At 65.2% G+C, this 21,139-nt stretch carries 19 protein-coding genes and 1 tRNA gene; 6 read left to right on the forward strand and 14 right to left on the reverse strand.

The window, feature by feature from the left end; translation table 11 throughout:
* Positions 1-40: 40 nt before the first annotated feature.
* The 9 genes from OXS31_RS14570 to OXS31_RS14610 all read right to left on the reverse strand — a co-directional run bounded on the left by OXS31_RS14570 (position 41) and on the right by OXS31_RS14610 (position 8,351).
* Positions 41-1,396 (reverse strand): MFS transporter, encoded by a 1,356-nt coding sequence (locus OXS31_RS14570; protein WP_267399856.1) that lies wholly within the window; start codon positions 1,394-1,396, stop codon positions 41-43.
* 44 nt (positions 1,397-1,440) lie between these two features.
* Positions 1,441-2,289 carry a glycosyltransferase family 2 protein gene (locus tag OXS31_RS14575; protein WP_027598042.1) on the reverse strand — a complete coding sequence of 283 codons (849 nt, stop codon included), beginning with the start codon at positions 2,287-2,289 and terminating at the stop codon, positions 1,441-1,443.
* 13 nt (positions 2,290-2,302) lie between these two features.
* Positions 2,303-2,659: an SMR family transporter gene (locus tag OXS31_RS14580; protein ID WP_007160456.1), complete on the reverse strand. Its 357-nt coding sequence runs from the start codon at positions 2,657-2,659 to the stop codon at positions 2,303-2,305.
* Positions 2,656-3,489: a sugar phosphate isomerase/epimerase family protein gene (locus OXS31_RS14585; protein WP_267399860.1), complete on the reverse strand. Its 834-nt coding sequence runs from the start codon at positions 3,487-3,489 to the stop codon at positions 2,656-2,658. The genes OXS31_RS14580 and OXS31_RS14585 overlap by 4 nt, the downstream gene beginning before the upstream one ends.
* Complete coding sequence (locus tag OXS31_RS14590) at positions 3,489-4,277, reverse strand: NAD(P)-dependent oxidoreductase (RefSeq protein ID WP_037007070.1); 789 nt, start codon at positions 4,275-4,277, stop codon at positions 3,489-3,491. The genes OXS31_RS14585 and OXS31_RS14590 overlap by 1 nt, the downstream gene beginning before the upstream one ends.
* Positions 4,278-4,282: 5 nt before the next feature.
* Positions 4,283-5,914, reverse strand: a complete 1,632-nt coding sequence (locus OXS31_RS14595; RefSeq protein WP_267399863.1) for a hypothetical protein — start codon at positions 5,912-5,914, stop codon at positions 4,283-4,285.
* Positions 5,895-7,001, reverse strand: coding sequence for an FAD-dependent oxidoreductase (locus OXS31_RS14600; RefSeq protein WP_267399864.1), 1,107 nt, complete (start codon positions 6,999-7,001; stop codon positions 5,895-5,897). Before OXS31_RS14600 ends, OXS31_RS14595 begins: the two co-directional genes overlap by 20 nt.
* A gap of 5 nt (positions 7,002-7,006) precedes the next feature.
* A complete protein-coding gene (locus OXS31_RS14605) occupies positions 7,007-8,029 on the reverse strand; it encodes a glycosyltransferase (protein WP_027598048.1) in 1,023 nt (340 codons plus the stop codon).
* 245 nt (positions 8,030-8,274) lie between these two features.
* Positions 8,275-8,351 (reverse strand) — tRNA-Arg (locus OXS31_RS14610).
* Positions 8,352-8,610: 259 nt separating this feature from the next.
* Here OXS31_RS14610 and OXS31_RS14615 point away from each other — a divergent pair.
* Positions 8,611-8,925, forward strand: coding sequence for an Arc family DNA-binding protein (locus tag OXS31_RS14615; protein ID WP_007160462.1), 315 nt, complete (start codon positions 8,611-8,613; stop codon positions 8,923-8,925).
* Positions 8,926-8,976: 51 nt separating this feature from the next.
* Here the strand turns inward: OXS31_RS14615 and mgtE are convergent, their stop codons facing one another.
* Positions 8,977-10,413, reverse strand: a complete 1,437-nt coding sequence (mgtE, locus tag OXS31_RS14620; protein WP_027598049.1) for a magnesium transporter — start codon at positions 10,411-10,413, stop codon at positions 8,977-8,979.
* Between the two features lie 297 nt (positions 10,414-10,710).
* Here mgtE and OXS31_RS14625 point away from each other — a divergent pair, with 297 nt between their 5' ends.
* Positions 10,711-11,187 carry a DUF4124 domain-containing protein gene (locus OXS31_RS14625; protein WP_042132897.1) on the forward strand — a complete coding sequence of 159 codons (477 nt, stop codon included), beginning with the start codon at positions 10,711-10,713 and terminating at the stop codon, positions 11,185-11,187.
* 24 nt (positions 11,188-11,211) lie between these two features.
* On the opposite strand, the gene pheA is transcribed toward OXS31_RS14625, so the two are convergent.
* From pheA to mtnA, 4 genes are all read right to left on the reverse strand, one after another.
* Positions 11,212-12,309 carry a prephenate dehydratase gene (pheA, locus tag OXS31_RS14630; protein WP_169853341.1) on the reverse strand — a complete coding sequence of 366 codons (1,098 nt, stop codon included), beginning with the start codon at positions 12,307-12,309 and terminating at the stop codon, positions 11,212-11,214.
* Positions 12,309-13,394: a 3-phosphoserine/phosphohydroxythreonine transaminase gene (serC, locus tag OXS31_RS14635; RefSeq protein ID WP_007160466.1), complete on the reverse strand. Its 1,086-nt coding sequence runs from the start codon at positions 13,392-13,394 to the stop codon at positions 12,309-12,311. The genes pheA and serC overlap by 1 nt, the downstream gene beginning before the upstream one ends.
* Positions 13,394-16,237: a DNA gyrase subunit A gene (gene gyrA / locus OXS31_RS14640; protein WP_267399876.1), complete on the reverse strand. Its 2,844-nt coding sequence runs from the start codon at positions 16,235-16,237 to the stop codon at positions 13,394-13,396. Before gyrA ends, serC begins: the two co-directional genes overlap by 1 nt.
* 232 nt (positions 16,238-16,469) lie before the next feature.
* Positions 16,470-17,543: an S-methyl-5-thioribose-1-phosphate isomerase gene (gene mtnA, locus OXS31_RS14645; protein WP_007160468.1), complete on the reverse strand. Its 1,074-nt coding sequence runs from the start codon at positions 17,541-17,543 to the stop codon at positions 16,470-16,472.
* Positions 17,544-17,662: 119 nt separating this feature from the next.
* Here mtnA and OXS31_RS14650 point away from each other — a divergent pair, with 119 nt between their 5' ends.
* The 4 genes from OXS31_RS14650 to OXS31_RS14665 are packed head-to-tail and all read left to right on the forward strand — an operon-like array spanning position 17,663 to position 21,137.
* Positions 17,663-18,988, forward strand: coding sequence for a TRZ/ATZ family hydrolase (locus OXS31_RS14650; RefSeq protein ID WP_007160469.1), 1,326 nt, complete (start codon positions 17,663-17,665; stop codon positions 18,986-18,988).
* Positions 18,989-19,020: 32 nt separating this feature from the next.
* Complete coding sequence (gene ubiG, locus OXS31_RS14655; RefSeq protein ID WP_007160470.1) at positions 19,021-19,719, forward strand: bifunctional 2-polyprenyl-6-hydroxyphenol methylase/3-demethylubiquinol 3-O-methyltransferase UbiG; 699 nt, start codon at positions 19,021-19,023, stop codon at positions 19,717-19,719.
* 3 nt (positions 19,720-19,722) lie between these two features.
* A complete protein-coding gene (gene mupP / locus OXS31_RS14660; protein WP_027598053.1) occupies positions 19,723-20,394 on the forward strand; it encodes an N-acetylmuramic acid 6-phosphate phosphatase MupP in 672 nt (223 codons plus the stop codon).
* Positions 20,395-20,402: 8 nt separating this feature from the next.
* The gene (locus OXS31_RS14665) at positions 20,403-21,137 is read left to right on the forward strand and encodes a YciK family oxidoreductase (protein WP_267399884.1); all 735 of its coding nucleotides are present in this window, start codon (positions 20,403-20,405) and stop codon (positions 21,135-21,137) included.
* Positions 21,138-21,139 lie beyond the last annotated feature (2 nt).

Here is a 21,139-nt window from a genome sequence, read left to right on the forward strand (position 1 = left end):
GATCGGGCGCCCACGGCTGCTGGGCGCCCTCCTCCAACTCTCAGGTCGCCTTGGATTCAGGCGGATTCCGGGGAAACTCGATCTCTTCCTGCAGAGGCGCCCCCTCCTCGGCGGGTTCCTCCTCCATGACCGGATCAGTATGCATCTGGTCGTGTACCACCTGGCTATCGACCCGTGGATCCAGCGCGGCCGCCAGCGGCGAACTGGTCGACCCTTCGGGCATCTGCACATGGCTCAGCGGCGCCTCGTCGACCAGGTGCTTGCCCGTGACTGCATCCGGCCGGATGCGCCAGATCAGGATCGCCCCGCAGAGGACGACGAAGGCATAGAGCATATTGGGTCCGACCAGATTCATCAGAGCCCCCACCACCAGCGGACCGATACAGGCACCGATGCCAAAGGTCACCAGCAGCATGGCACTCAGGGAGACCCGGCGCTCCCCTTCGATATGGTCATTGGACAGCGCCACCGCCAGCGGATAGAGCACGAACTGCAGCAGGCTGGCGATGAGGCCGAGGGGTAGCAGCACCACTGGCGGCACATGGGGCAGCACGGCCAACGGCAGGGCGGCGAGAGTCAGGGCGATGGCGACCACGCGGATCAGCCAGCTGCGATCGTGCCGATCCGAAAGCCAGCCGATCGGCCACTGGGCGATCAGACCGGCGAAGATGCAGCAGGCCATGAACAGGCCGATGCGCTCGGTGGGCAGGCCCTGGGCGCTGGCATAGAGCGGCGCCAGGCCATAGAAGGAGCCGATCACCAGTCCAGCGACCAGGGTCGTCGTCAACGACTGCGGAATCCGCTGGATGAAGAACGTGGGCTCCAGCGGCGCCGGCTTGAGCGGCGCCGGGTGGATCTTGCCGGTGACCGCTACTGGCACCAGACACAGGGCATAGCAGATGGCGACCAGCATCAGCTTGTCGACGCCGAGATCGGGCGAGAGCACCAGCACCACCTGCCCCAGCGCCAGGCCAAGGTAGGAGGCGGTCATGTAGCCGGAAAAGACCTTGCCCCGCTCGCCAGGGCCAGCCTGCTCGTTGAGCCAGCTTTCCAGCACCATGTACTGGCACATCATGCCCATGCCGATCAGTACCCTGAGCGCCAGCCACACCGGCAACCAGGGCAGCAGGCCGATGCCCAGCACCGCGGCACCGACCACCCCGGCGCAGGTCACATAGGCGCGGATATGGCCAACCTTGGCGATCAGCCGATGCCCCAGCTTGCCGCCTATCACCAGTCCTGCGTAATAGGCGGCGGTCAGAGCGCCGACCCAGAGTCCCTGCACCTGATCGGCGGCCAGTCGCAGGCCGAGATAGGTACTCAGCAGACCGGTCCCGATCAACATCAACAGCGTCGCGAAATAGAGCCCGCGAAACGCCGACAGCACACGCACCATTGCCTACTCCATCGTCTCTTGCGCATCAGGCGAGCGCGACGGGATCAGCTTCGTCGTTGCGCCGCCAACTGGGCATCCTCGCCCAGGCGTGGGTTGTAGTGGCCTGCACAGGCCTTCATCAGTACCTGCAACACCGACAGATTACCTCTGACGCTGCTGATCTTGGTGGGTACCTCGCCCTTCGGATAGCGCCGCACGGTGGGGAGTTCCACGCAGCGATAGCCCAATTTCGGTACCCGGTAGGACAGATAGGCCAGCAACTCGTAGGTGGTGAACTCGTCGCGGAACGGTGCCACGCGCGGATCCAGCAGCATGGCCCGGCTGTAGGCGCGGAAACCCTGGGTGGTGTCGGTCCAGTGGAAACCCGAGGCCAGGCTCAGCATGGGTGCATGGATGAAGCGAATGGCGAAGTCACGGGACTTGGGGGTGTTCTCCGCCACGCCGCCGGCCAGAAAGCGCGAGGCCTGGACGAAATCGTAACCCTGCTCGATGGCTTCGATGAAGCGCGGGATGGCGTCCGGATCGTCCTTGTCGTTGCCGTCGATGGTCACGATGCCGGTGTAACCCTCGTCGAGGACGAAGGCATAGGCGCAGCGCAGCTGGGCGCTCAGCTTGCCCGGCGCGGTCTTGACCAGCAGTCCGCGGACGCCCAGTTCCTGCAGCCGTTGCGGCTCCAGCGAACCATCGGTGCTGCCGCCGTCGACGATGATGACATCGGCGATGTCGGCGATCCTGACCGCCGCCATGCGCCGCAGGAGGTTGAGAATGCGCTCGCCTTCGTTGATGACCGGAATCACCACGCAGTGCGGGCGGCTACGGCCGTTCCAGAAGGTCGTCGAATAGCTGGGCACCTGCCAGAGGGCGCGCTCGGTGGCGGGAATTGCAGTAGTCATAGGTCCTCCAGGTTCAACCGACACGGGCCGTGATGAGGGCGACGCCGGCGATGATCAGGACGATGCCTGCCGCCGTGGTCCAGGGAAAGGCTTCGCGAAAGATCACCACCGACAGCAGTGCGACGCTGGCGATGGCCCCGGCCGTCAGCACCGGATGCGCCACGTTCAGCGGCAGCTTGGCGAGGGCGGCGGCGTACAGCAGAAAGGCCAGGCCATACATGAACAGCCCGAGCCAGAACGGCCAGTTGGCCAGGGCGCCCATGGGATCGCTCAGGCTGGGAAAACGCCGCGGCGGCAGCATGGCCAGTTTCACCAGCACGCTCGCCGAGGCGTTGGACGCGATGCCCAGGATCAGGATCAGCCACTTCATGCGGCAGCCTCCGGCAGGTCTCGATAGGCCTTGACCGCGACCTGGACGCCACGCTCCAGCGCGGCCAGGTTGGAGCCCTGCTTGGCTGGCAGCATCTCGATGCTGACGACCTGTTCCGGCAGGCGGCGGGTCAGGGCGAAGGCGATGCCCTCGTGGTTGGTACCGCCCTCCCCCAAGGTCACCAGGTCCGGCTCGCTGGCATGGACGTGACCGATCAGCTCCGCATGCTCTTCGAGCACGCGAGCGGCATCTTCCTCGTTGATGGTCAGGGCGCCGGTATCGAGTTGCATGCGGATCGCCGGATGCTCGACCGCCCGCACCACGGCGGCGGTGGAATCGCTGTCGATCATGAAATTGGCGCCATAGCGGGGCGGATTCGGCTCCAGACAGATCTGCACGCCATGGGTCGCGGCCACATCGCCCAGACGGCGAAAGAAATCCCGTGCCTGTGCCAGGGCCTGGTCGTCACTCAAGCCCGAGCGATCGCGATTGCGCGGCGAGCCGAACACCAGGCGCGTCGCGCCCAGTCCCTCGGCGACCCGGCAGACGCCCTCCAGCTGCGCCAGCAGCGCGCGCTGGATATCGTCGGCGCCAAAGACATTGAGTCCGGTGGTGCCGAACAGCAGGGCCTGCATACCGGTGATCTCGATGCCGCGGGCCTGCCACTGCTGACGCACCGCCTGGATGTCCTGGGCGGTGGCCGTCTTGGGATCGGCGAAGTACTTGCCGGGCGCGATGTCGATGGCATCGACCCGGTATTGCTGCAGGATCTCGGCGACCATGGCGTCATCGGTCGGCTCCCAGGCGATATTGGAGATGGCGATGCGCATCACTGACCCTCCGCCTTGATGACCGGAGGTTCCGACTGGGCATAGGCGCGCACGGCCAGCAGGGTATCGCGGGCGCTGTACTGGTAGCCGTCACGCCCGCCGAAGACCTCGGCATGCACGCTGCGAAAATCGTAGCGCGCCGGCGTACCCTCCAGGGTATTGCCGAAGTCGCGTCCGAAGCCCTGGCGGGCGATGTCCGCCACGCTGATGGGCTCGGCGGTCAGGTGCACCAGGTCCAGCCCGGCGGCCTGGGCGGTCTGGATGTCATAGCCGAGATTGACCATCGGATAGAACTGGAAGACGCCGCGACTTTCCACGGCGTGCAGGTTGTTGTCGTTGAGCAGGTCATAGATCACGTTCTTGCGCAGGCCGGGACCGACCAGGCCAGGCAGGCGGACGATCAGGGCATTGGCGAAATGTTCCCGGACGAACTGCTCCAGTCGATAGCGATTGGCGCCGTACGCGTGCAGGCCCTCTTCGTCCACCGCGGTGGTCTCATCCACCCCGAGCGGCTGCTTGAAGACGTCCACGGTGCTGATCAGCACGAAGGAATCGCACTGGATCCGCGACAGATGACCGATCAGGCCATCGATCTTCTGGCGATCGGCCTCGGGATCGCGATTGGCGATCCACTTCTGGGCAGGGGCGCCGGCGCAGATGACCTGGCCATAGGGCTGGTCGCCGATCTGGTCGATATTGGTGGAGCGAAACAGCGCGCCGAAGGCCTTCTGCTTGAGCAGCGTCGACCCCACGAAGCCGCTGTACCCTATCAATGCGTCGGTCTTCATGTTGCTCACCCCTTGGTCTTGAATCTCAGGCAATAGTCCGGTTGGCACTCCTCGACGGGATAACGCTCGTCCAGGTAGGCCTTGAGTCGTGGAAACTTGTCGTGCATGGAAATGTTGTTCAGGTTGAATGACCAGAAGGTCGTCGAATACACCACCGCCGGCGGATCGGCATGCTGCAGATCGCTGAGCAGATCGGCCTCGTAGGGCGGCGTGGCATAGACCGGATAGATGTACTTGGTACAGGCCGGCAGATCGGTCACCCCGTTGATGACCCCGTTGTTGGCCAGGTCGAACACACAGTGGGCGCCGCTCTCCAGCAGGCGCTGCGAGGCCCATTGCACTCCGGGCGTTGCCAGGGCGGCGTCATCCGGCAAGGCGGCCAGCTTCGGCACCCAGGCGAGCCCCTGGGCCCACACTCGCTCCACCGGCGACTTGTAGAGGTTGAAGGCGGCGAGCAGCACCAGCAGCGCCGCCAGGGCGGGCACCAGCAGGCGCCGGCTGAAAGCCAGCAGCGCACCAACCAGCAGTACCGCGAAGAACGGCGAGGGATTAAGTCCGACCAGCCCCAGCAGCACCGCAGCGGCAATGGCCGCGACCGCCGCGCGCGGGTGGGCCGAGATATCCCAGCCACCGTTGCGCGCGAGGCGCTGCCGCCGGGCGGCATAGAGCAGACTCAGCAGGGGGACCCAGAAACCCATCTGGATGTGCTGGAAGTCCGCGCGATTGACCCCGATCTTGAAGAAGATCGCGAGCAACACGGCCAGGGCACCGATCAGTGGCAGATCCTCGCTCCAGCGCCATGGCCAGGGCAAACAACGGATCAGGGCGAAACCCGCCAGGGCCGTGGGCACCGCCAGCAGCAGGCTCAGGGCCAGCGGCCGGGCACTCAAGCCGTAGCCCCACTGGGACGAGGTCTCCAGGAGGAAGGTCAGGTTCTTGACGTAATCGGTCAGGGCGAAGAAATCGGTACCAACGCCAAGCCAGCCGACAGTCGCCACGAAGCTCAGCAGAGACAGGACATGCCGCCGCTGCAGGAGCAGCGTGAGCAGTACCGCCGAGCCGATGGCCAGCACCCCGGCGATGCCGCGGTCATAGGACCAGAACAGGTTGAAGCCGGCAGCCAGACCCAGCAGCACCTCGCACAGCAGTCGCCGCGGCGTGGTCTCCACCTTGCGATGCAGGCAGAAGAGAAACAGCGACAGCAGCAGGAAGAGATCACGATAGCCCACCACCTGGGTCGCCACGGCGCCCACGGCGACCAGCAGGATCAGGCGCGCGCGGCCCTTGGGCACCGGGCACAGCAACACGGCCGTTCCCCAGAGCAGCAGTGCCGCACCGGTGTTGCACAGTCCATAGAGGATCTGGGTCACCAGGAAGGTGTGCTGGGCGCCGAACCAGGTCTCCGCCAGCCATACCGGGATGAAATCCAGGCCACCATGGATGGTGAAGGCATGGGCGCCCGGCTGACTGTGCAGCAGCGTCGGCAATGTGGCGAAATACTCCCCCTGGTGGAAGGGATCGAGGATGACGCCCTTGCCGAACAGAAAGAAATTGATGATGGAAAAGACCAGAACGCTGATGAAGCCGGCGACGCCGGACACCCCCCTGGGTGTCGCTTCAGTGGAAGGGTTCGGCATCGAGGCGCTCCAGGGCATCGAAAATGTTGTCGATCTTGCCACCCAGCATCGAATAGCAGCCGGGCAGTTGGGGATGTTGTTCGAAGAGGATGGGACGGCCGTCGTCGCCTTCGTTCTTCATCAGAATGGTCTTCACTTCGAACAGCGAATCCCGGTACTCCACCCGCGCCGCTGCCGACATGTAGCGGGCCACGTCGCGCACCATCCAGTCCGCCCGCGAGGCGCGGTCATAGCCGTCCAGCAGCGCATAGGGATCGGTGCCATTGGCGTCTTCCCAGTTCAGGTGCGGGGTGTAGCGCACATGGGACAGGGTGTGCAGACCCCGGGCCGGGAACGGCATCATGGAAAAGAACGGACCGTCCATGACCGTCACCCCGAGGTTGCGCAGTTCCGGAGGCATCTCCACCAGCGCCATCTCGGTGATTTCGTGACGCAGCCGGGTGGCGGTCCCGGGGAAATCGCCACCGTACTGGTTGAGGCCGCTGTAGGTGCAGTTGAAGAGATAGCGGCACTGCATCTCCTCCTGGCCGCCGGCTTCGTCCACCACGTCGACCCCCAGGCCGCCGCGTTCGCCGCGGATCGCCGTCACGCGACTCTTGAAGCGCAACTCGACGCCGACGGCATCCAGTTCGCGACTCACTTCAGCGGCGAGTACGGCGGAGTTGAAGGCATATTCCTCGGTGAGATAAACCGCCTCGATCAGTCGATCGTCGAACAATCGACTTAATTCCTCGGACGCCGGTTGCAGCGACGCCTCGATCCCCTGACAGAAGCGTTCGAACTGTTTGGCCGTGACCTTGGAGTTGTTGCGGGCAATGGCATACAACTTGGTGAAGTCGCGCACCACCACATCCGGATAATCGCGCAAGAAGCGCGGCAAGTTGACTCGACTGCGAAAGGCCGTGACGAAACTGCGGGGATAGTGATAACCGTTATGGACGCGCGCCTGATTGTGATAAGAGGCGCGCTTCAACAGCCCGTCTTCCCGCTCGACCAGAGTGACTTTCGCAAAGCCTCTCACGCGCATGAGATACAGGGCCGTCATGGCCCCGTAAAATCCGCCACCTATGACGATCGCATCTCTCATGATCGTCAGGCCATGCCGGATTGAGTGGCCGGCCTTGCGGCATTGCCGCCCTGCACTACTTCGACATTGAGCTTGTCACGGCGCGTCATGACCGCACTCGTGAACTCCTGGGCGACATGATAGAGCGGCCCTTCGTTGACTCTGTGGGTCAACTGCAGGACATATTCGCCGAGCACCAGCAGGACCAGCGAAATGAGAAAGAACATGCCGGACTGCTGTAATGAAATCGTCACCCAACCTGGCGCGACGTCATCCTTGAACAGGCCGATGGCGATGACGTAGATCGAATAGAGCAGATTGGACAGGGCCCCAACGATGGACAGGAAACTGACCATGCGCATGGGCTTGCGGGTGGAGGACACCAGCAGCCGGGCACCGCGATCGAAGCTGCCGGACAAACGCTTGGGCTTGGTGCTGCGCGGCGGCATGCTGTATTCGAGATTGATCCGCGAGAAGCCCGCCGTCGCCGGCAGATGGCGATAGGTCAGCGCCGGCGCGGGGTGGCGCAGGATGTAATTGATGACCTTCTTGCTGAGCATCCGGTACTGAGGCGCATCCTTGGCCAGATCGACGCCGTTGAACTGCTTGTAGAGACTGTTGAAGCCCTTGGAGCAAAGACTGTAGGACAGGGTCTGCCGAACTTTCTGCTGATTGTTGGCGAACACCACGTCGATGCCACCGGCAGCCTGTTGCAACATGTCGGGCAAGAAGGCGATGTCATCGGTTTCCGGATCTATGACGACCGCGAAGTCCCCCAGCGCATTCTCCAGTCCCACCCAGGCGGCGGTATCGGAGTCCACTTCCTTGGTCAGGGCATATACCTGCAGATTGGGCAGGCCATTGATGCTGGTGAGTTGCTTCAATCGAGCTACGCTGTCATCAGAAGAGGCGTTGTCGACAATGATAAGTTCGTAGTCACTTACCAAGGGACCGATAACAGTTGCCGCGCGCTCCAGGACGCTCTGCAACTCGGTAGCCTGATTACGCACAACGAACACGACTGAAAGTAGGACGGGATAAAAGGCCATGACGCGAACCTCCAGAGGCGCTCCAGATACAAGCAATGCAGACGGTTAGCCAACGGAGAGTACAGATAAATTCGGCAGGTTTTTGTCTGCTGCTCTATGCTGTGATCACAGCCACAAATCGCCACTGGAAGAGCTTGGAAGTCGGACAAGGTCGCCGTTTTTGCCCTATCCTCCAAACTGCTGTAACGGTTCGGCAAGGGCAGTTGAAGGCGTCGGATCGCGAGGAGAGGTTCTGGAAAGGAATCTGGTGTCCCAGAGTGGGGTCGAACCACCAACCTTCCCCTTAGGAGGGGGATGCTCTATCCAATTGAGCTACTGGGACAGGAAAGGGCGCTCATGGTAACGAGCAGCGGAAGGTTTGTCATGTTCCGGTTCAGGCAGCGCGACACTGCGCGCGGGGCGGCACAGGCAGGAAGTTCTTCAGCAGCTTTGCAATTTGTTCTGTACGTCGGTAAATTGACGTCAATAAAAACAGATACCTAGGGACAGGTGGTTACAGAGTCCAAGGTGCCGTGAGTGCTAGCGGAACGAGACGAGGGCTTATGCCTTCACTGATTTTTGACTCCAGATGAAGTACCTCAATGACCCAGGCCATTAGATCCTACTCAAGCCGTACCGCTGACAAATTCGTCGTGCGTCTGCCCGAGGGCATGCGAGAGCGCATCGCGGATGTGGCCCGCAACCATCATCGCAGCATGAACTCCGAAATCATCGCGCGTCTCGAGCAGAGCTTGCAGCAAGAGGGCGCCCTTGGGGACGAACCCGGGCTTCGCCTGGACAGTCCGGAGATCACCGCCAGCGAGCGGGAGTTGCTGCAGCGCTTTCGGCAACTGTCGGGTCGCCAGCAGAACGCCCTGATCTCGCTGATCGCCCACGACATCGACGCCGCATCCTGACGGCGTCCGGGCTGCCCTGCGCCTGGGCAGCCCGCTGCACCCTGCCCTGCCCTACATCAGGAACAGGGTGGCGAGTCCCAAGAAGATGAAGAAGCCGCCGCTGTCGGTGACCGCAGTGATCAGGACGCTCGACCCCATGGCCGGGTCGCGACCGAAGCGCTGCAGGGTCATGGGAATCAGCACGCCCATGAACGCCGCCAGCAGCAGATTCAGGGTCATGGCCCCCATCATCACCAGGCCCAGGGACCAGCTGCTGTAGAGATAGAAGGCCACCAGCCCTATCACCCCACCCCAGATGACGCCATTGCACAGGGCGACGCCCATCTCCTTGCGTAGCAGGCGCGCGGTGCTGGTCACGCTGATCTGCCCCAGCGCCATAGCGCGCACGATCATGGTGATGGCCTGGTTGCCCGAGTTGCCGCCAATGCCGGCGACGATGGGCATGAGCGCGGCCAGGGCCACCAGTTTCTCGATCGAGCCCTCGAACAGGCCGATGACCCGCGAGGCGATGAAGGCCGTGATGAGGTTGGTGGCCAGCCAGGTCCAGCGGTTGCCCACCGATTTCCACACCGAGGCGAAGACGTCTTCGTCTTCGCGCAGACCAGCCATGTTGAGGACTTCGCTTTCGCTTTCCTCGCGGATCAGGTCGACCATCTCGTCGATGGTGAGACGGCCAATCAGCTTGCCGTTCTTGTCCACCACCGGCGCCGAAACCAGGTCGTAGCGTTCGAACGCCTGGGCCGCGTCATAGGCGTCGCCGTCCGGATGGAAGGCCACCGCCTCCTTCGCCATGACCTCGACCACCAGCTTTTCCGGATCGTTGACCAGCAGTCGCTTGATCGGCAGCACCCCCTTGAGGATGCTGTCGTTGTCGACCACGAACAGCTTGTCGGTGTGGTCGGGCAGCTCTTTCAGCCGGCGAAGATAACGCAGCACCACTTCCAGGGCGACGTCATCGCGGATGGTCACCATCTCGAAGTCCATCAGCGCGCCCACCTGGTCCTCTTCGTAGGACAGGGCGGAGCGCACCCGCTCGCGCTGCTGGGCGTCGAGGGCCTCCATCAGTTCATGGACGACGTCGCGCGGCAGGTCCGGCGCCAGGTCGGCGAGTTCGTCGGCGTCGAGCTGACCGGCCACCGCGAGGATTTCCTGATCGTCCATGTCGGCGATCAGCGTTTCACGGACGGCGTCCGAGACCTCCAGCAGGATCTCGCCGTCACGCTCGGTCTTGACCAGCCCCCAGACGGTCAGGCGGTCTTCCTGCGGCAGGGCTTCGAGGATGAAGGCGACGTCGGCCGGGTGCAGCTCGTCCAGCCGGGCACGCAGCTCTTCGAGGCCCTCTTCGGGGATATCGGCGGGGGATACGGGGGCGCGATCGTGGTCTTCACGCGCCTCGACGGCGAGGTCGTAGCGCTCCAGCAACTCGACGACCTGGGCGAGACGCTCCTGCAGCGTCTCGTGGGGCTTTCTGATTTCTGCTTCGTTCACTACGGTCATAGCGCACTCCGGCCCGCCGGCGGAGCGCACCGACGAACCCTATCTCAACAACGGGACGAAAAAGGCGATTGAGTGTTGACTGGGTAAGTCCATAAGGGGGGATGACCACTGCCCCGGCGGGGCTGACGGCGGGGATGATACACCGGACCGGTTATGGGTGCGAACGCAAAAGGTTTTCAAAACAGCTATTTGCAAGGGCTCTGGGCCGGTATCGAAGCCGCGCTTGCAACGCTCGTCCCGCGGTCGTTAACCCGCTAAGCTTGAGCGCTACGTCAAGGAGGACGTCCCATGAAGAAGCTCGTCGTGCTCGGCCTGTTGCTGGGCTGCGCCTCTGCCCAGGCGGCCACGGTCTATCGTTGCGAAGATGCCGCCGGCCACCTCACCTTTTCCACCAGCGGCTGTGCTTCGGACAGCGACAGCCGCCTGCAACGCGCGGACAATCCCCGCCCGGGCGGCGCCAGGCCCACGCTGATGGCGAAACCCAAGGCCCCTCCGCGCAAGGAGGCGCAACGCCCACCAACAGTGGTGGCAGCCAGAACGGATGGGTGCGGCGATCTGCTCAGCCCCAGCGAAAGGCGGCAGGCGATCATCCGGGGACAGGTCAGGGTCGGCATGAGCCGGGCGGACGTGGAGAACGCCCTGGGACCACCGCAGCGGATTTCCCAGCTGGATGCCCTGACTCGTTATCACTACGAGGCGCGCCAGCGCAAGGAACGCTCGCGCCTGGTGACCTTCGACGACAAGGGTTGCGTGCGTCGACGCTGACGCCCGCAACCGGCCGGCGCCGCCTCAGAGCACGGCGCGGGGGTAGGAACCGAGGACCTTGAGCGCCACGGCGCTGGTGGACAGGCGCTCCAGCACATCGCGGATCAGCGGATCGGCCTGGTGGCCGAGGAAATCAATGAAGAAGACATAGGTCCACTTGCCGCTGCGCGAGGGCCGCGTCTCGATCCGGCTGAGATCGATGTTGTTGGTATGGAACGGCAGCAGCAGCTCGTGCAGGGCACCCGGCTTGTTCTGCATGGAGACGATGATGGAGGTCTTGTCGTCGCCACTGGGCGGCACCTCCTGGTTGCCGATGATGAGGAAGCGCGTGGAGTTGTCCGGGCGATCCTCGATCTTCTGCTGCACCGGGGTCAGGCCATAGAGCGAGGCCGCCATGTCACCGGCGATGGCCGCGCTGTTCCACTCCCCCTTCACCCGCCGCGCCGCTTCGGCATTGCTGGCCACCGCCACCCGCTCGACGCTGGGGTAGTAGGAGTCCAGCCACTTGCGGCACTGGGCCAGCGACTGGGCGTGGGAATAGATGCGGGTGATGCTGTCGGCCTTGGTGTTCTCGCCGATCAGCAGGTGGTGGTGGATGCGCAGCTCCACCTCGCCGCAGATCGACAGGTTGTGCTCGAGGAAGCTGTCCAGGGTGTGGTTGACCGCCCCTTCGGTGGAGTTTTCCACCGGCACCACGCCGAAGTTGGAGGCGCCGGCGGCAACCTCGCGGAAGACCTCGTCGATGGCCGCCATGGGCCGGGTCACCACGGCCTTGCCGAAGTGCTTGAGCGCCGCGGCCTGGGAGAAGGTACCTTCCGGGCCGAGGTAGGCCACGTGCAACGGCTCTTCCAGGGCCAGGCAGCAGGACATGATCTCGCGGAACAGTCGCGCCATGTCTTCGTCACGGACCGGACCGCCGTTGCGCTCCATCACCCGCTTGAGCACCTGGGCCTCGCGCTCGGGCCGGTAGAACACGGGCTTTTCGCCCTCCGCCAGCGTTCCCATCTTGACCCGGGCCACGTCCTGGGCGCAGCGGGCACGTTCGCTGATCAGCTCCTGGATGCGTTCGTCCAGACTGTCGATACGCAGGCGCAGGGCCTTGAGCTCGTGTTCGGACATGATCAGCCGTGCTCCTTCTCGAATTCGGCCAGATAGGTCACCAGCGCCTGGACGGCTTCCAGGGTCACGGCGTTATAGATGGAGGCGCGCATGCCACCCACCGAACGATGGCCCTGCAGATACAGCAGACCGCGCGCTTCGGCGCCCTCGAGGAAGGCCTTGTCGAGGCGCTCGTCCGCCAGGCGGAAGGGCACGTTCATCCAGGAGCGGTCGTTCTTGGCGATGGGGTTGCTGTAGAAGTCGCTGGCGTCGATGAAGCCGTACAGCAGCTCCTTCTTCTGGCGATTCAGGCGCTCCATGGCGGGCAGACCGCCCTGCTCCTTCAGCCACTTGAACACCAGGCCCGACAGGTACCAGGAGAAGGTGGCCGGGGTGTTGTACATGGAGCCGTTGTCGGCCTCGACCTTGTAGTCGAGCAGCGTCGGGCAGGCGGCGCGGGCGCGACCCAGCAGGTCTTCGCGGACGATCACCACCACCAGGCCGCTCGGCCCGATGTTCTTCTGCGCGCCGGCGTAGATCAGCCCGAAACGCGAGACGTCCAGCGGGCGCGAGAGGATGTCGGAAGAGGCATCCGCCACCAGGGGCACGTCACCCACGTCCGGAATCCAGTCGAACTCCAGACCGCCGATGGTTTCGTTGGGGGTGTAGTGGACGTAGGCGGCGTCCTTGGACAGCTGCCATTCGTGCTGCCCCGGAATGGCGAAGTAGTCGTAGCCCTTGGAACTGGCGGCGACGTTGACGGTGCCATAGTGCCGCGCCTGCTCGATGGCCTTGCGCGACCAGATGCCGGTGTCGATGTAGTCGGCCTTGCCGCCCTCGGGCATCAAATTCATCGCCAGCTGGGCGAATTGCAGACTGGCGCCGCCCTGCAGGAACAGCACCTTGTAGTTGCTGGGGATGGCCAGCAACTCGCGCAGGTCGGCCTCGGCCTGGTTCGAGATGGCGGTGAAGTCTTCACCGCGGTGGCTCATCTCCATCACCGACAGGCCACGGCCCTGCCAATCCAGCAGATCGGCCTGGGCCTGGCGCAGCACAGCTTCAGGCAGGGCCGCCGGGCCGGCGCAGAAGTTGTAGGCACGCTTGCTCATCACTCGTCATCCTCGTTGGGCAGATCATCGCTCGGCACGTCGCTGGCACCGGGCAGCACATCGTCCTGGTCGGGTTCGTGGCTGTCGACCGGCAATTCCTTGTCGAGCACCTCGTCGTCCAGCTCGGCTTCGTGGTCCAGCAGCTCTTCGTCGACCGAAGGCTCCTGCACCCGCTCCAGGCCCACCAGCTTCTCGCCCTTGCCGAGCTTGATGAGGGTGACGCCCTGGGTGTTGCGGCCGGTACGGGAGATGCCCTCGACCGGCGTCCGCACCAAGGTGCCCTGGTCGGAGATCAGCATGATCTCCTCGCCGTCCAGCACCTGGATGGCGCCGATCAGGGGGCCGTTGCGCTCGTTGATGACCATGGCGATCACGCCCTGGCCGCCACGACCACGCTGCGGGTATTCGGCCATGGCGGTGCGCTTGCCGAAGCCGTTGAGGCTGGCGGTGAGGATCTCGGCGCCCGGCTCGGGGATCAGCATGGAGATCAGCCGCTGGTTCTCGGCCAGACGCATGCCCCGCACGCCGCGGGCGGTACGGCCCATGGTGCGCACATGGCGTTCCTTGAAGCGGATGACCTTGCCACCGTCGGAGAACAGCATGACCTCGCGGGCCCCATCGGTGATGGCGGCGGCGATCAGGCTGTCGCCCTCTTCCAGCTTCAGCGCGATCAGGCCGTTGCTGCGCGGACGGCTGAACTGCACCAGCGGGGTCTTCTTCACGGTGCCGTTGCGGGTGGCCATGAAGATGTAGGCGCCGGTGGGCTCGTCCTGGTCGGCATCGAGGAGTTCGCCCTCTTCGCCTTCGCTTTCGCTTTCGCTTTCGACATCGTCTTCCACCAGCACGGCGTCTTCGATGTCCAGGTTGTCGTCCTGCTCGCCCAGGTCCTCGTCACCGGCCGGCGCCTGCTGACGTATGGCTTCCAGATCGACCGGCAGCATGGCGGTGATGCGCTCGCCTTCGGCCAGCGGCAGCAGGTTGACCAGCGGACGGCCACGGGCGGCGCGGGAGGCCTCGGGGATCTCGTAGGTGCGCTTCCAGTAGACCTTGCCCAGGCTGGAGAACAGCAGCAGGGTGGTATGGCTGTTGGCGACCAGCAGGTGTTCGATGTAGTCCTCTTCCTTGACCGCCGAGGCCGAGCGGCCGCGGCCGCCCCGGCGCTGGGCCTGGTAGGCGTGCAGCGGCTGGGACTTGGCGTAGCCGCCATGGGAGATGGTGACGACGCGGTCTTCCTCGGTGATGAGGTCGGCGATGGTCAGGTCCACCTGGGAGGCGATGATTTCGGTACGACGCTTGTCGCCGAACTCGGCCTTGACCTTCTCCAGCTCCTCGCGGATGACTTCCATCAGCCGCTCGGGATTGGTGAGGATGCGGATCAGCTCGCCGATCTGCTGCAGGATCTCCTGGTACTCGGCGATGAGCTTCTCGTGCTCCAGGCCGGTCAGGCGGTGCAGACGCAGATCCAGGATAGCCTGGGCCTGCTCGGGCGAGAGGTGATACTTGCCCTCGTGTAGACCGTATTGCTCGGGCAGGTCGTCCGGACGGCAGGAGTCGGCGCCGGCGCGCTCGACCATCTCGCGTACCGCGCTGGATTCCCAGGGCGTGGCGATCAGGCGTTCCTTGGCTTCGGCCGGGGTCGGCGAGCTCTTGATCAGCTCGATGACCGGATCGATGTTGGACAGGGCGACCGCCTGGCCTTCGAGGATGTGGCCACGCTCGCGCGCCTTGCGCAGTTCGTAGACGGTGCGCCGGGTCACCACTTCGCGACGGTGGCGAATGAAGGCTTCCAGCAGTTCCTTGAGGTTCAGGGTTCGCGGCTGGCCGTCGAGCAGGGCCACCACGTTGATGCCGAACACCGTCTGCAGCTGGGTCTGGGCGTAGAGGTTGTTGAGCACCACCTCGGGGGTCTCGCCGCGACGCAGCTCGATGACCACGCGCATGCCGTCCTTGTCGGACTCGTCGCGCAGCTCGGTGATGCCTTCGATCTTCTTCTCTTTCACCAGCTCGGCGATCTTCTCGATCAGCCGTGCCTTGTTGAGCTGGTAGGGCAGCTCGGTGATGACGATCTGCTGGCGATTGGCGCTCTTGTCGATGTCCTCGACTTCGGCGCGGGCCCGCACATAGATGCGGCCACGACCGGTGCGATAGGCCTCGATGATGCCGGCGCGACCGTTGATGATGCCCGCGGTCGGGAAGTCCGGACCGGGGATGTACTGCATCAGGTCGTCGACGGTCAGCTCGCTGTTCTCGATCAGCGCCAGGCAGCCATCGATGACCTCGCCGAGGTTGTGCGGCGGGATGTTGGTGGCCATGCCGACCGCGATGCCGCTGGAACCGTTGACCAGCAGGTTGGGGATGCGCGTGGGCATTACCGCCGGGATCTGCTCGGTGCCGTCGTAGTTGGGCACCCAGTCGACGGTTTCCTTGTCCAGGTCGGCCAGCAGTTCGTGGGCGAGCTTGGACATCCGCACTTCGGTGTATCGCATGGCCGCGGCGTTGTCGCCGTCGACCGAACCGAAGTTGCCCTGGCCATCCACCAGCATGTAGCGCAGCGAGAAGGGCTGGGCCATCCGCACGATGGTGTCGTAGACGGCGGTGTCGCCGTGGGGGTGGTACTTACCGATGACGTCACCCACCACACGGGCGGATTTCTTGTACGGCTTGTTCCAGTCGTTGCCCAGCTCGCTCATGGCGTAGAGCACGCGCCGGTGCACCGGTTTGAGGCCGTCGCGCACATCCGGCAGGGCCCGGCCGACGATGACGCTCATCGCGTAGTCGAGATACGACTGCCGCAATTCGTCTTCGATATTGACCGGGAGGATTTCTTTGGCCAGTTCACCCATGAGAAGCCTGGTTCCTTCTGATCTGAAAAGCGCTAGGGCTCGTCCGCATGTCGGCCGAGCCTGATATAGGAGAGGCGAAAGCCCGTCTGGCGGCGCCTGCCACCGGCGGCGCGAAGGCGCTCCAGCCGGTTTTCAGCACTGCATCGCCGCCTGCCGAGGGCTTTCGAACAAAGCCTGTGCAAAGAGCGAAATTCTAACACATTCAGGGATGTATCCGCCCCTGGCGATCACCTCAATGCAGGCGGCGCCGATTCATCAGCTCGGCCATCTTCTTGGCGTCCGGACGCTCCACCACACCGCGCTCGGTGACGATGGCATCGATGAGATCGGCCGGGGTCACGTCGAACACCGGATTGAAGGCCTCGACCTCGGCGGCGATGCGCTGGCCTCCGGCTTCCAGCAACTCGTGACCGGCGCGCTCCTCGATGGGGATGTCGTCACCGGACGCCAGATTCATGTCGATGGTGGAGCTGGGCGCCACCACCATGAAGCGCACGCCGTGGTGCATGGCGATGACCGCCAGGTTGTAGGTGCCGATCTTGTTGGCCACGTCGCCGTTGGCGGTGATGCGATCGGCGCCGACGATCACCCAGGCGACGTTGCGCGTCTTCATCAGGTGCGCCGCGGCGGCATCGGCGTTGAGGCTGACCGGGATGCCCTCGCCGGCCAGCTCCCAGGCGGTCAGGCGCGAGCCCTGCAGCCAGGGGCGGGTCTCGTCGGCGTGGACGCATTCCACCAGGCCGTCCAGGTGCGCGGCGCGCAGGACGCCCAGGGCGGTGCCGAAACCACCGGTGGCCAGGGCGCCGGTGTTGCAGTGGGTAAGGAAGGTCTGCTTGCTGGCGTCGTGCTTGCGGATCAGCTCGACGCCCAGCTGGGCCATGGTCAGGTTGGCCTCGCGATCGCTCAGGTGGATGGCCACCGCCTCGGCTTCCAGCGCCGCCAGGGCACCCTCCCCGGCCATGCGCGTCAGGCGCTCGCGCATCCGGTTGAGCGCCCAGAATAGATTGACGGCGGTGGGACGCGAAGCGGCCAGCAGTTCGAAGTCGGCACTGACGGTGGCTTGCCAGTCCTCACCCGCCGCGGCACGCTGCCGGGCACCCAGCACCACGCCATAGGCGGCGCTGATGCCGATGGCCGGCGCGCCGCGTACCAACATGTCGCGGATGGCCTGGGCCACCTCGGCGGCGCTGTGACAGGCGACCCAGTGTTCGCGCAGCGGCAACAGGCGCTGGTCGAGCAGGTGCAGGGCACCGTCCCGCCATTCGATCGCCTTGATCTTTTCCGCCGCCAGCAGACGCTCTCGCATGATCTCTCCTCGACCTGAATCTGTAGCCAGCCAGTATACCGGCATCGGCGTGCGGATTTAGCGGTAGCGCCGCAAGGACCGCTATACTGCCGGCTCGCCCCCCCTTGGAACCGCCGCCGATGCCCACCCCCGCGCCCCTGGACCTCTTGTTGCTCCCCAGCTGGATCGTGCCGGTGGAGCCTGCCGGAGTAGTCCTGCGCGATTACGCCCTGGGCGTGCGCGACGGCTGCATCGCCCTGCTCGCGCCGCGTAGCGAGGCCCTGCGCCAGCCGGCCAAGGAGACCCTGGAGCTGCCGGGCAAGGTGCTAATCCCCGGGCTGATCAACGCCCATGGTCACGCCGCCATGACCCTGTTTCGCGGCATGGCCGACGACCTGCCGCTGCAGACCTGGCTGCAGGATCACATCTGGCCCGCCGAAGGGCGCTGGGTCGACGAGGACTTCGTCCGCGACGGCACCACCCTGGCCATCGCCGAGCAGATCCGCGGCGGCATCACCTGCTTCTCGGACATGTATTTCTACCCCCAGGTGGCCTGCGAGGCGATCCATCGCACCGGGGTGCGCGCCCAGGTCTGCCTGCCGATCCTCGACTTCCCCATTCCCGGCGCCCGCACCGCGGACGACATGATCCGCCGTGGCCTGGAACTGTTCGACGACATGAAGCTGCACGAGCGCATCAGCGTGGCCTTCGGCCCCCATGCGCCCTATACCGTGGCCGACGCCAAGCTCGAACAGATCCTGGTCTTGGCCGAGCAACTGCAGGCACCGATCCAGATGCACGTGCACGAGACCGCCTTCGAGGTGGAGCAGGCGCTGCAGCAGACCGGTGAGCGGCCGCTCAGCCGGCTGCGGCGACTGGGCCTGCTCGGGCCGCGCTTCCAGGCGGTGCACATGACCCAGGTGGATGACGAGGATCTGGAAAACCTGGTCGAGACCAACAGCCATGTCATCCACAGTCCCGAATCCAATCTCAAGCTGGCCAGCGGCTTCTGTCCGGTGGAGCGGCTCTGGCAGGCCGGCGTGAACGTCGCCATCGGCACCGACGGCGCGGCCAGCAACAACGACCTCGATCTGCTCGGCGAGACCCGCACCGCCGCCCTGCTGGCCAAGGCCGTCGCCGGCTCGGCCACCGCCCTCGATGCCCACCGTGCGCTGCGCCTGGCCACCCTGAACGGTGCTCGCGCCCTGGGGCTGGAGCGCTGCCTGGGTTCGCTGGAAGTCGGCAAGGCCGCCGACCTGACCGCCGTCGACCTCAGCGGCCTCGCCCAGCAGCCGCTCTACGACCCCGTTTCGCAACTCATCTATGCCACCGGCCGCGACCGCGTCAGCGACGTCTGGGTCGGCGGCGTGCCGCTGCTGCGCCAGAGCGAACTCGTGCGCCTGGACGAGGCCGAACTCATAGCCAATGCGCAGCAGTGGGCCACCCGTATCCAGCAGGGCGCCTGACGCGCCCCGCTCCCTTGCCTCTGGAGAACCCCATGTCCAACGTCGATAACGCCGAGATCGCCAAGTTCGAGGCCCTCGCCTACCGCTGGTGGGATCGCGAGAGCGAATTCAAGCCGCTGCACGACATCAATCCGCTGCGCGTCAACTGGATCGACCAGCACGCGGGCCTAGCCGGCAAGAAGGTGCTGGACGTCGGCTGCGGTGGCGGCATCCTCAGCGAGGCCATGGCCCAGCGCGGTGCCCAGGTGACCGGCATCGACATGGCCGAGGCGCCCCTGGCCGTCGCCCGCCTGCACCAGCTGGAATCCGGCGTGCCGGTGGAGTACATCCAGGAGACCACCGAGGACCACGCGCGCAAGCACGCCGGCACCTATGACGTGGTGACCTGCCTGGAGATGCTCGAGCACGTGCCGGATCCCTCCTCGGTGATCAAGGCCTGCCACGACCTGGTCAAGCCGGGCGGCCAGGTGTTCTTCTCCACCATCAACCGCAATCCCAAGGCCTATCTGTTCGCCATCGTCGGTGCCGAATACGTGCTGCGCTTGCTGCCGCGGGGCACCCACGATTTCCGCAAGTTCATCCGCCCCTCGGAACTGGGTGCCTGGGCCCGCGCCGCCGGCCTCAACCTGCGCGACGTCATCGGCCTCACCTACAACCCGCTGACCAAGAGATACAAGCTCGAAGGCGACGTGACGGTGAACTACATGGTGCGCACCCAGCGCGAGGACTAGGCCATGCGTCTGCAAGCGGTCCTCTTCGACATGGACGGCACCCTGCTCGACACGGCGCCGGACTTCATCGCCATTATCCAGGGCATGCGCCAGGACAGGGGCCTCGCGCCCGCCGATGAGGCCCGCCTGCGCGGCGTCATCTCCGGTGGTGCCAAGGCGATGATCCTGGCCGGCTTCGAGATCGACCCCCTGGGCGCCGAACTCGAACCCCTGCGCCTGGAGTTTCTCGAGCGCTACCAGACGCAATGCGCGGTCCACACCCGGCTGTTCGACGGCATGGACGAAATCCTGCGCGATCTCGACGCCGCCCGGTTGCGTTGGGGCGTGGTGACCAACAAGCCGGTGCGCTTCGCCGAGCCGATCATGCAGCGCCTGGGCCTGGCCGAGCGCTCGGCCTGCCTGGTCTGCCCGGACCACGTCACGCACAGCAAGCCGGATCCGGAGATGGTGCTGCTGGCCTGCCGGCAACTGGACGTGGATCCGCAGACCGCCCTGTTCATCGGTGACGACCTGCGCGACATCGAATCCGGTCGCGCCGCTGGCAGCAAGACGGTGGCAGCGCGCTACGGCTACATCCATCCGGACGACCGCCCCGAGCACTGGGGCGCCGACGCCATCATCGACCATCCGCTGGAATTGCGCGCCCTGCTCGATCGCGCGCTGTGCGGCTGCTAGAGGTTCAGATGTTCGACTACCAGGCTCCGGCCGAGCTGCTCAAGGACCGCGTCATCCTCGTCACCGGTGCCAATCGCGGCATCGGCGCCGCCCTCGCCAAGGGCTGCGCCGCCCTGGGCGCCAGCGTCATCCTCCAGGGTCGCGATGCCGCGGCGCTGGATCAGGTGTGTCAGGAGATCCTGGCCAGCGGTGGCCAGGCCGAGACCCTGATACTGGATCTCGAACAGGCCGATGCGGCCGCCTATGCCGCCGTGGCGGAGCGGCTGAGACAACGTCACGGGCGCCTGGATGGCCTGGTACACAACGCCGGCCTGCTCGGGCCGCGGGTGCTGCTGGAAGAGACGCCCGCCGCCGCGCTGGCGCAGGTGCTGCAGGTCAATGTCCAGGCCGGCTTCGCCCTGACCCAGGCCCTGCTGCCGCTGCTCAGGGCGGCCGGTGAGGCCTCGCTGATCTTCACGTCCAGCAGTGTCGGTCGCAAGGGTCGGGGCGGCTGGGGCGCCTATTCGGTGTCCAAGTTCGCCACCGAGGGCCTGATGCAGGTCTGGGCCGAGGAGCTGGCCGAGGACGGCATCCGGGTCAACAGCGTCAACCCGGGCGGTACCCGCACCGCCATGCGGGCGGCGGCCTATCCCGAAGAGGACCCGGCCCGGGTGCCCGCGGCGGAGGCCATCCTGCCGGTCTATCTCTATCTGCTCGGTCCGGCCAGCCGGGGCACCACTGGCCAGGCGCTCAACGCCCAGTAGCG

The organism is Pseudomonas sp. GM_Psu_1, assembly GCF_026544185.1.
GTDB classification, from domain to species: domain Bacteria; phylum Pseudomonadota; class Gammaproteobacteria; order Pseudomonadales; family Pseudomonadaceae; genus Chryseomonas; species Chryseomonas oryzihabitans.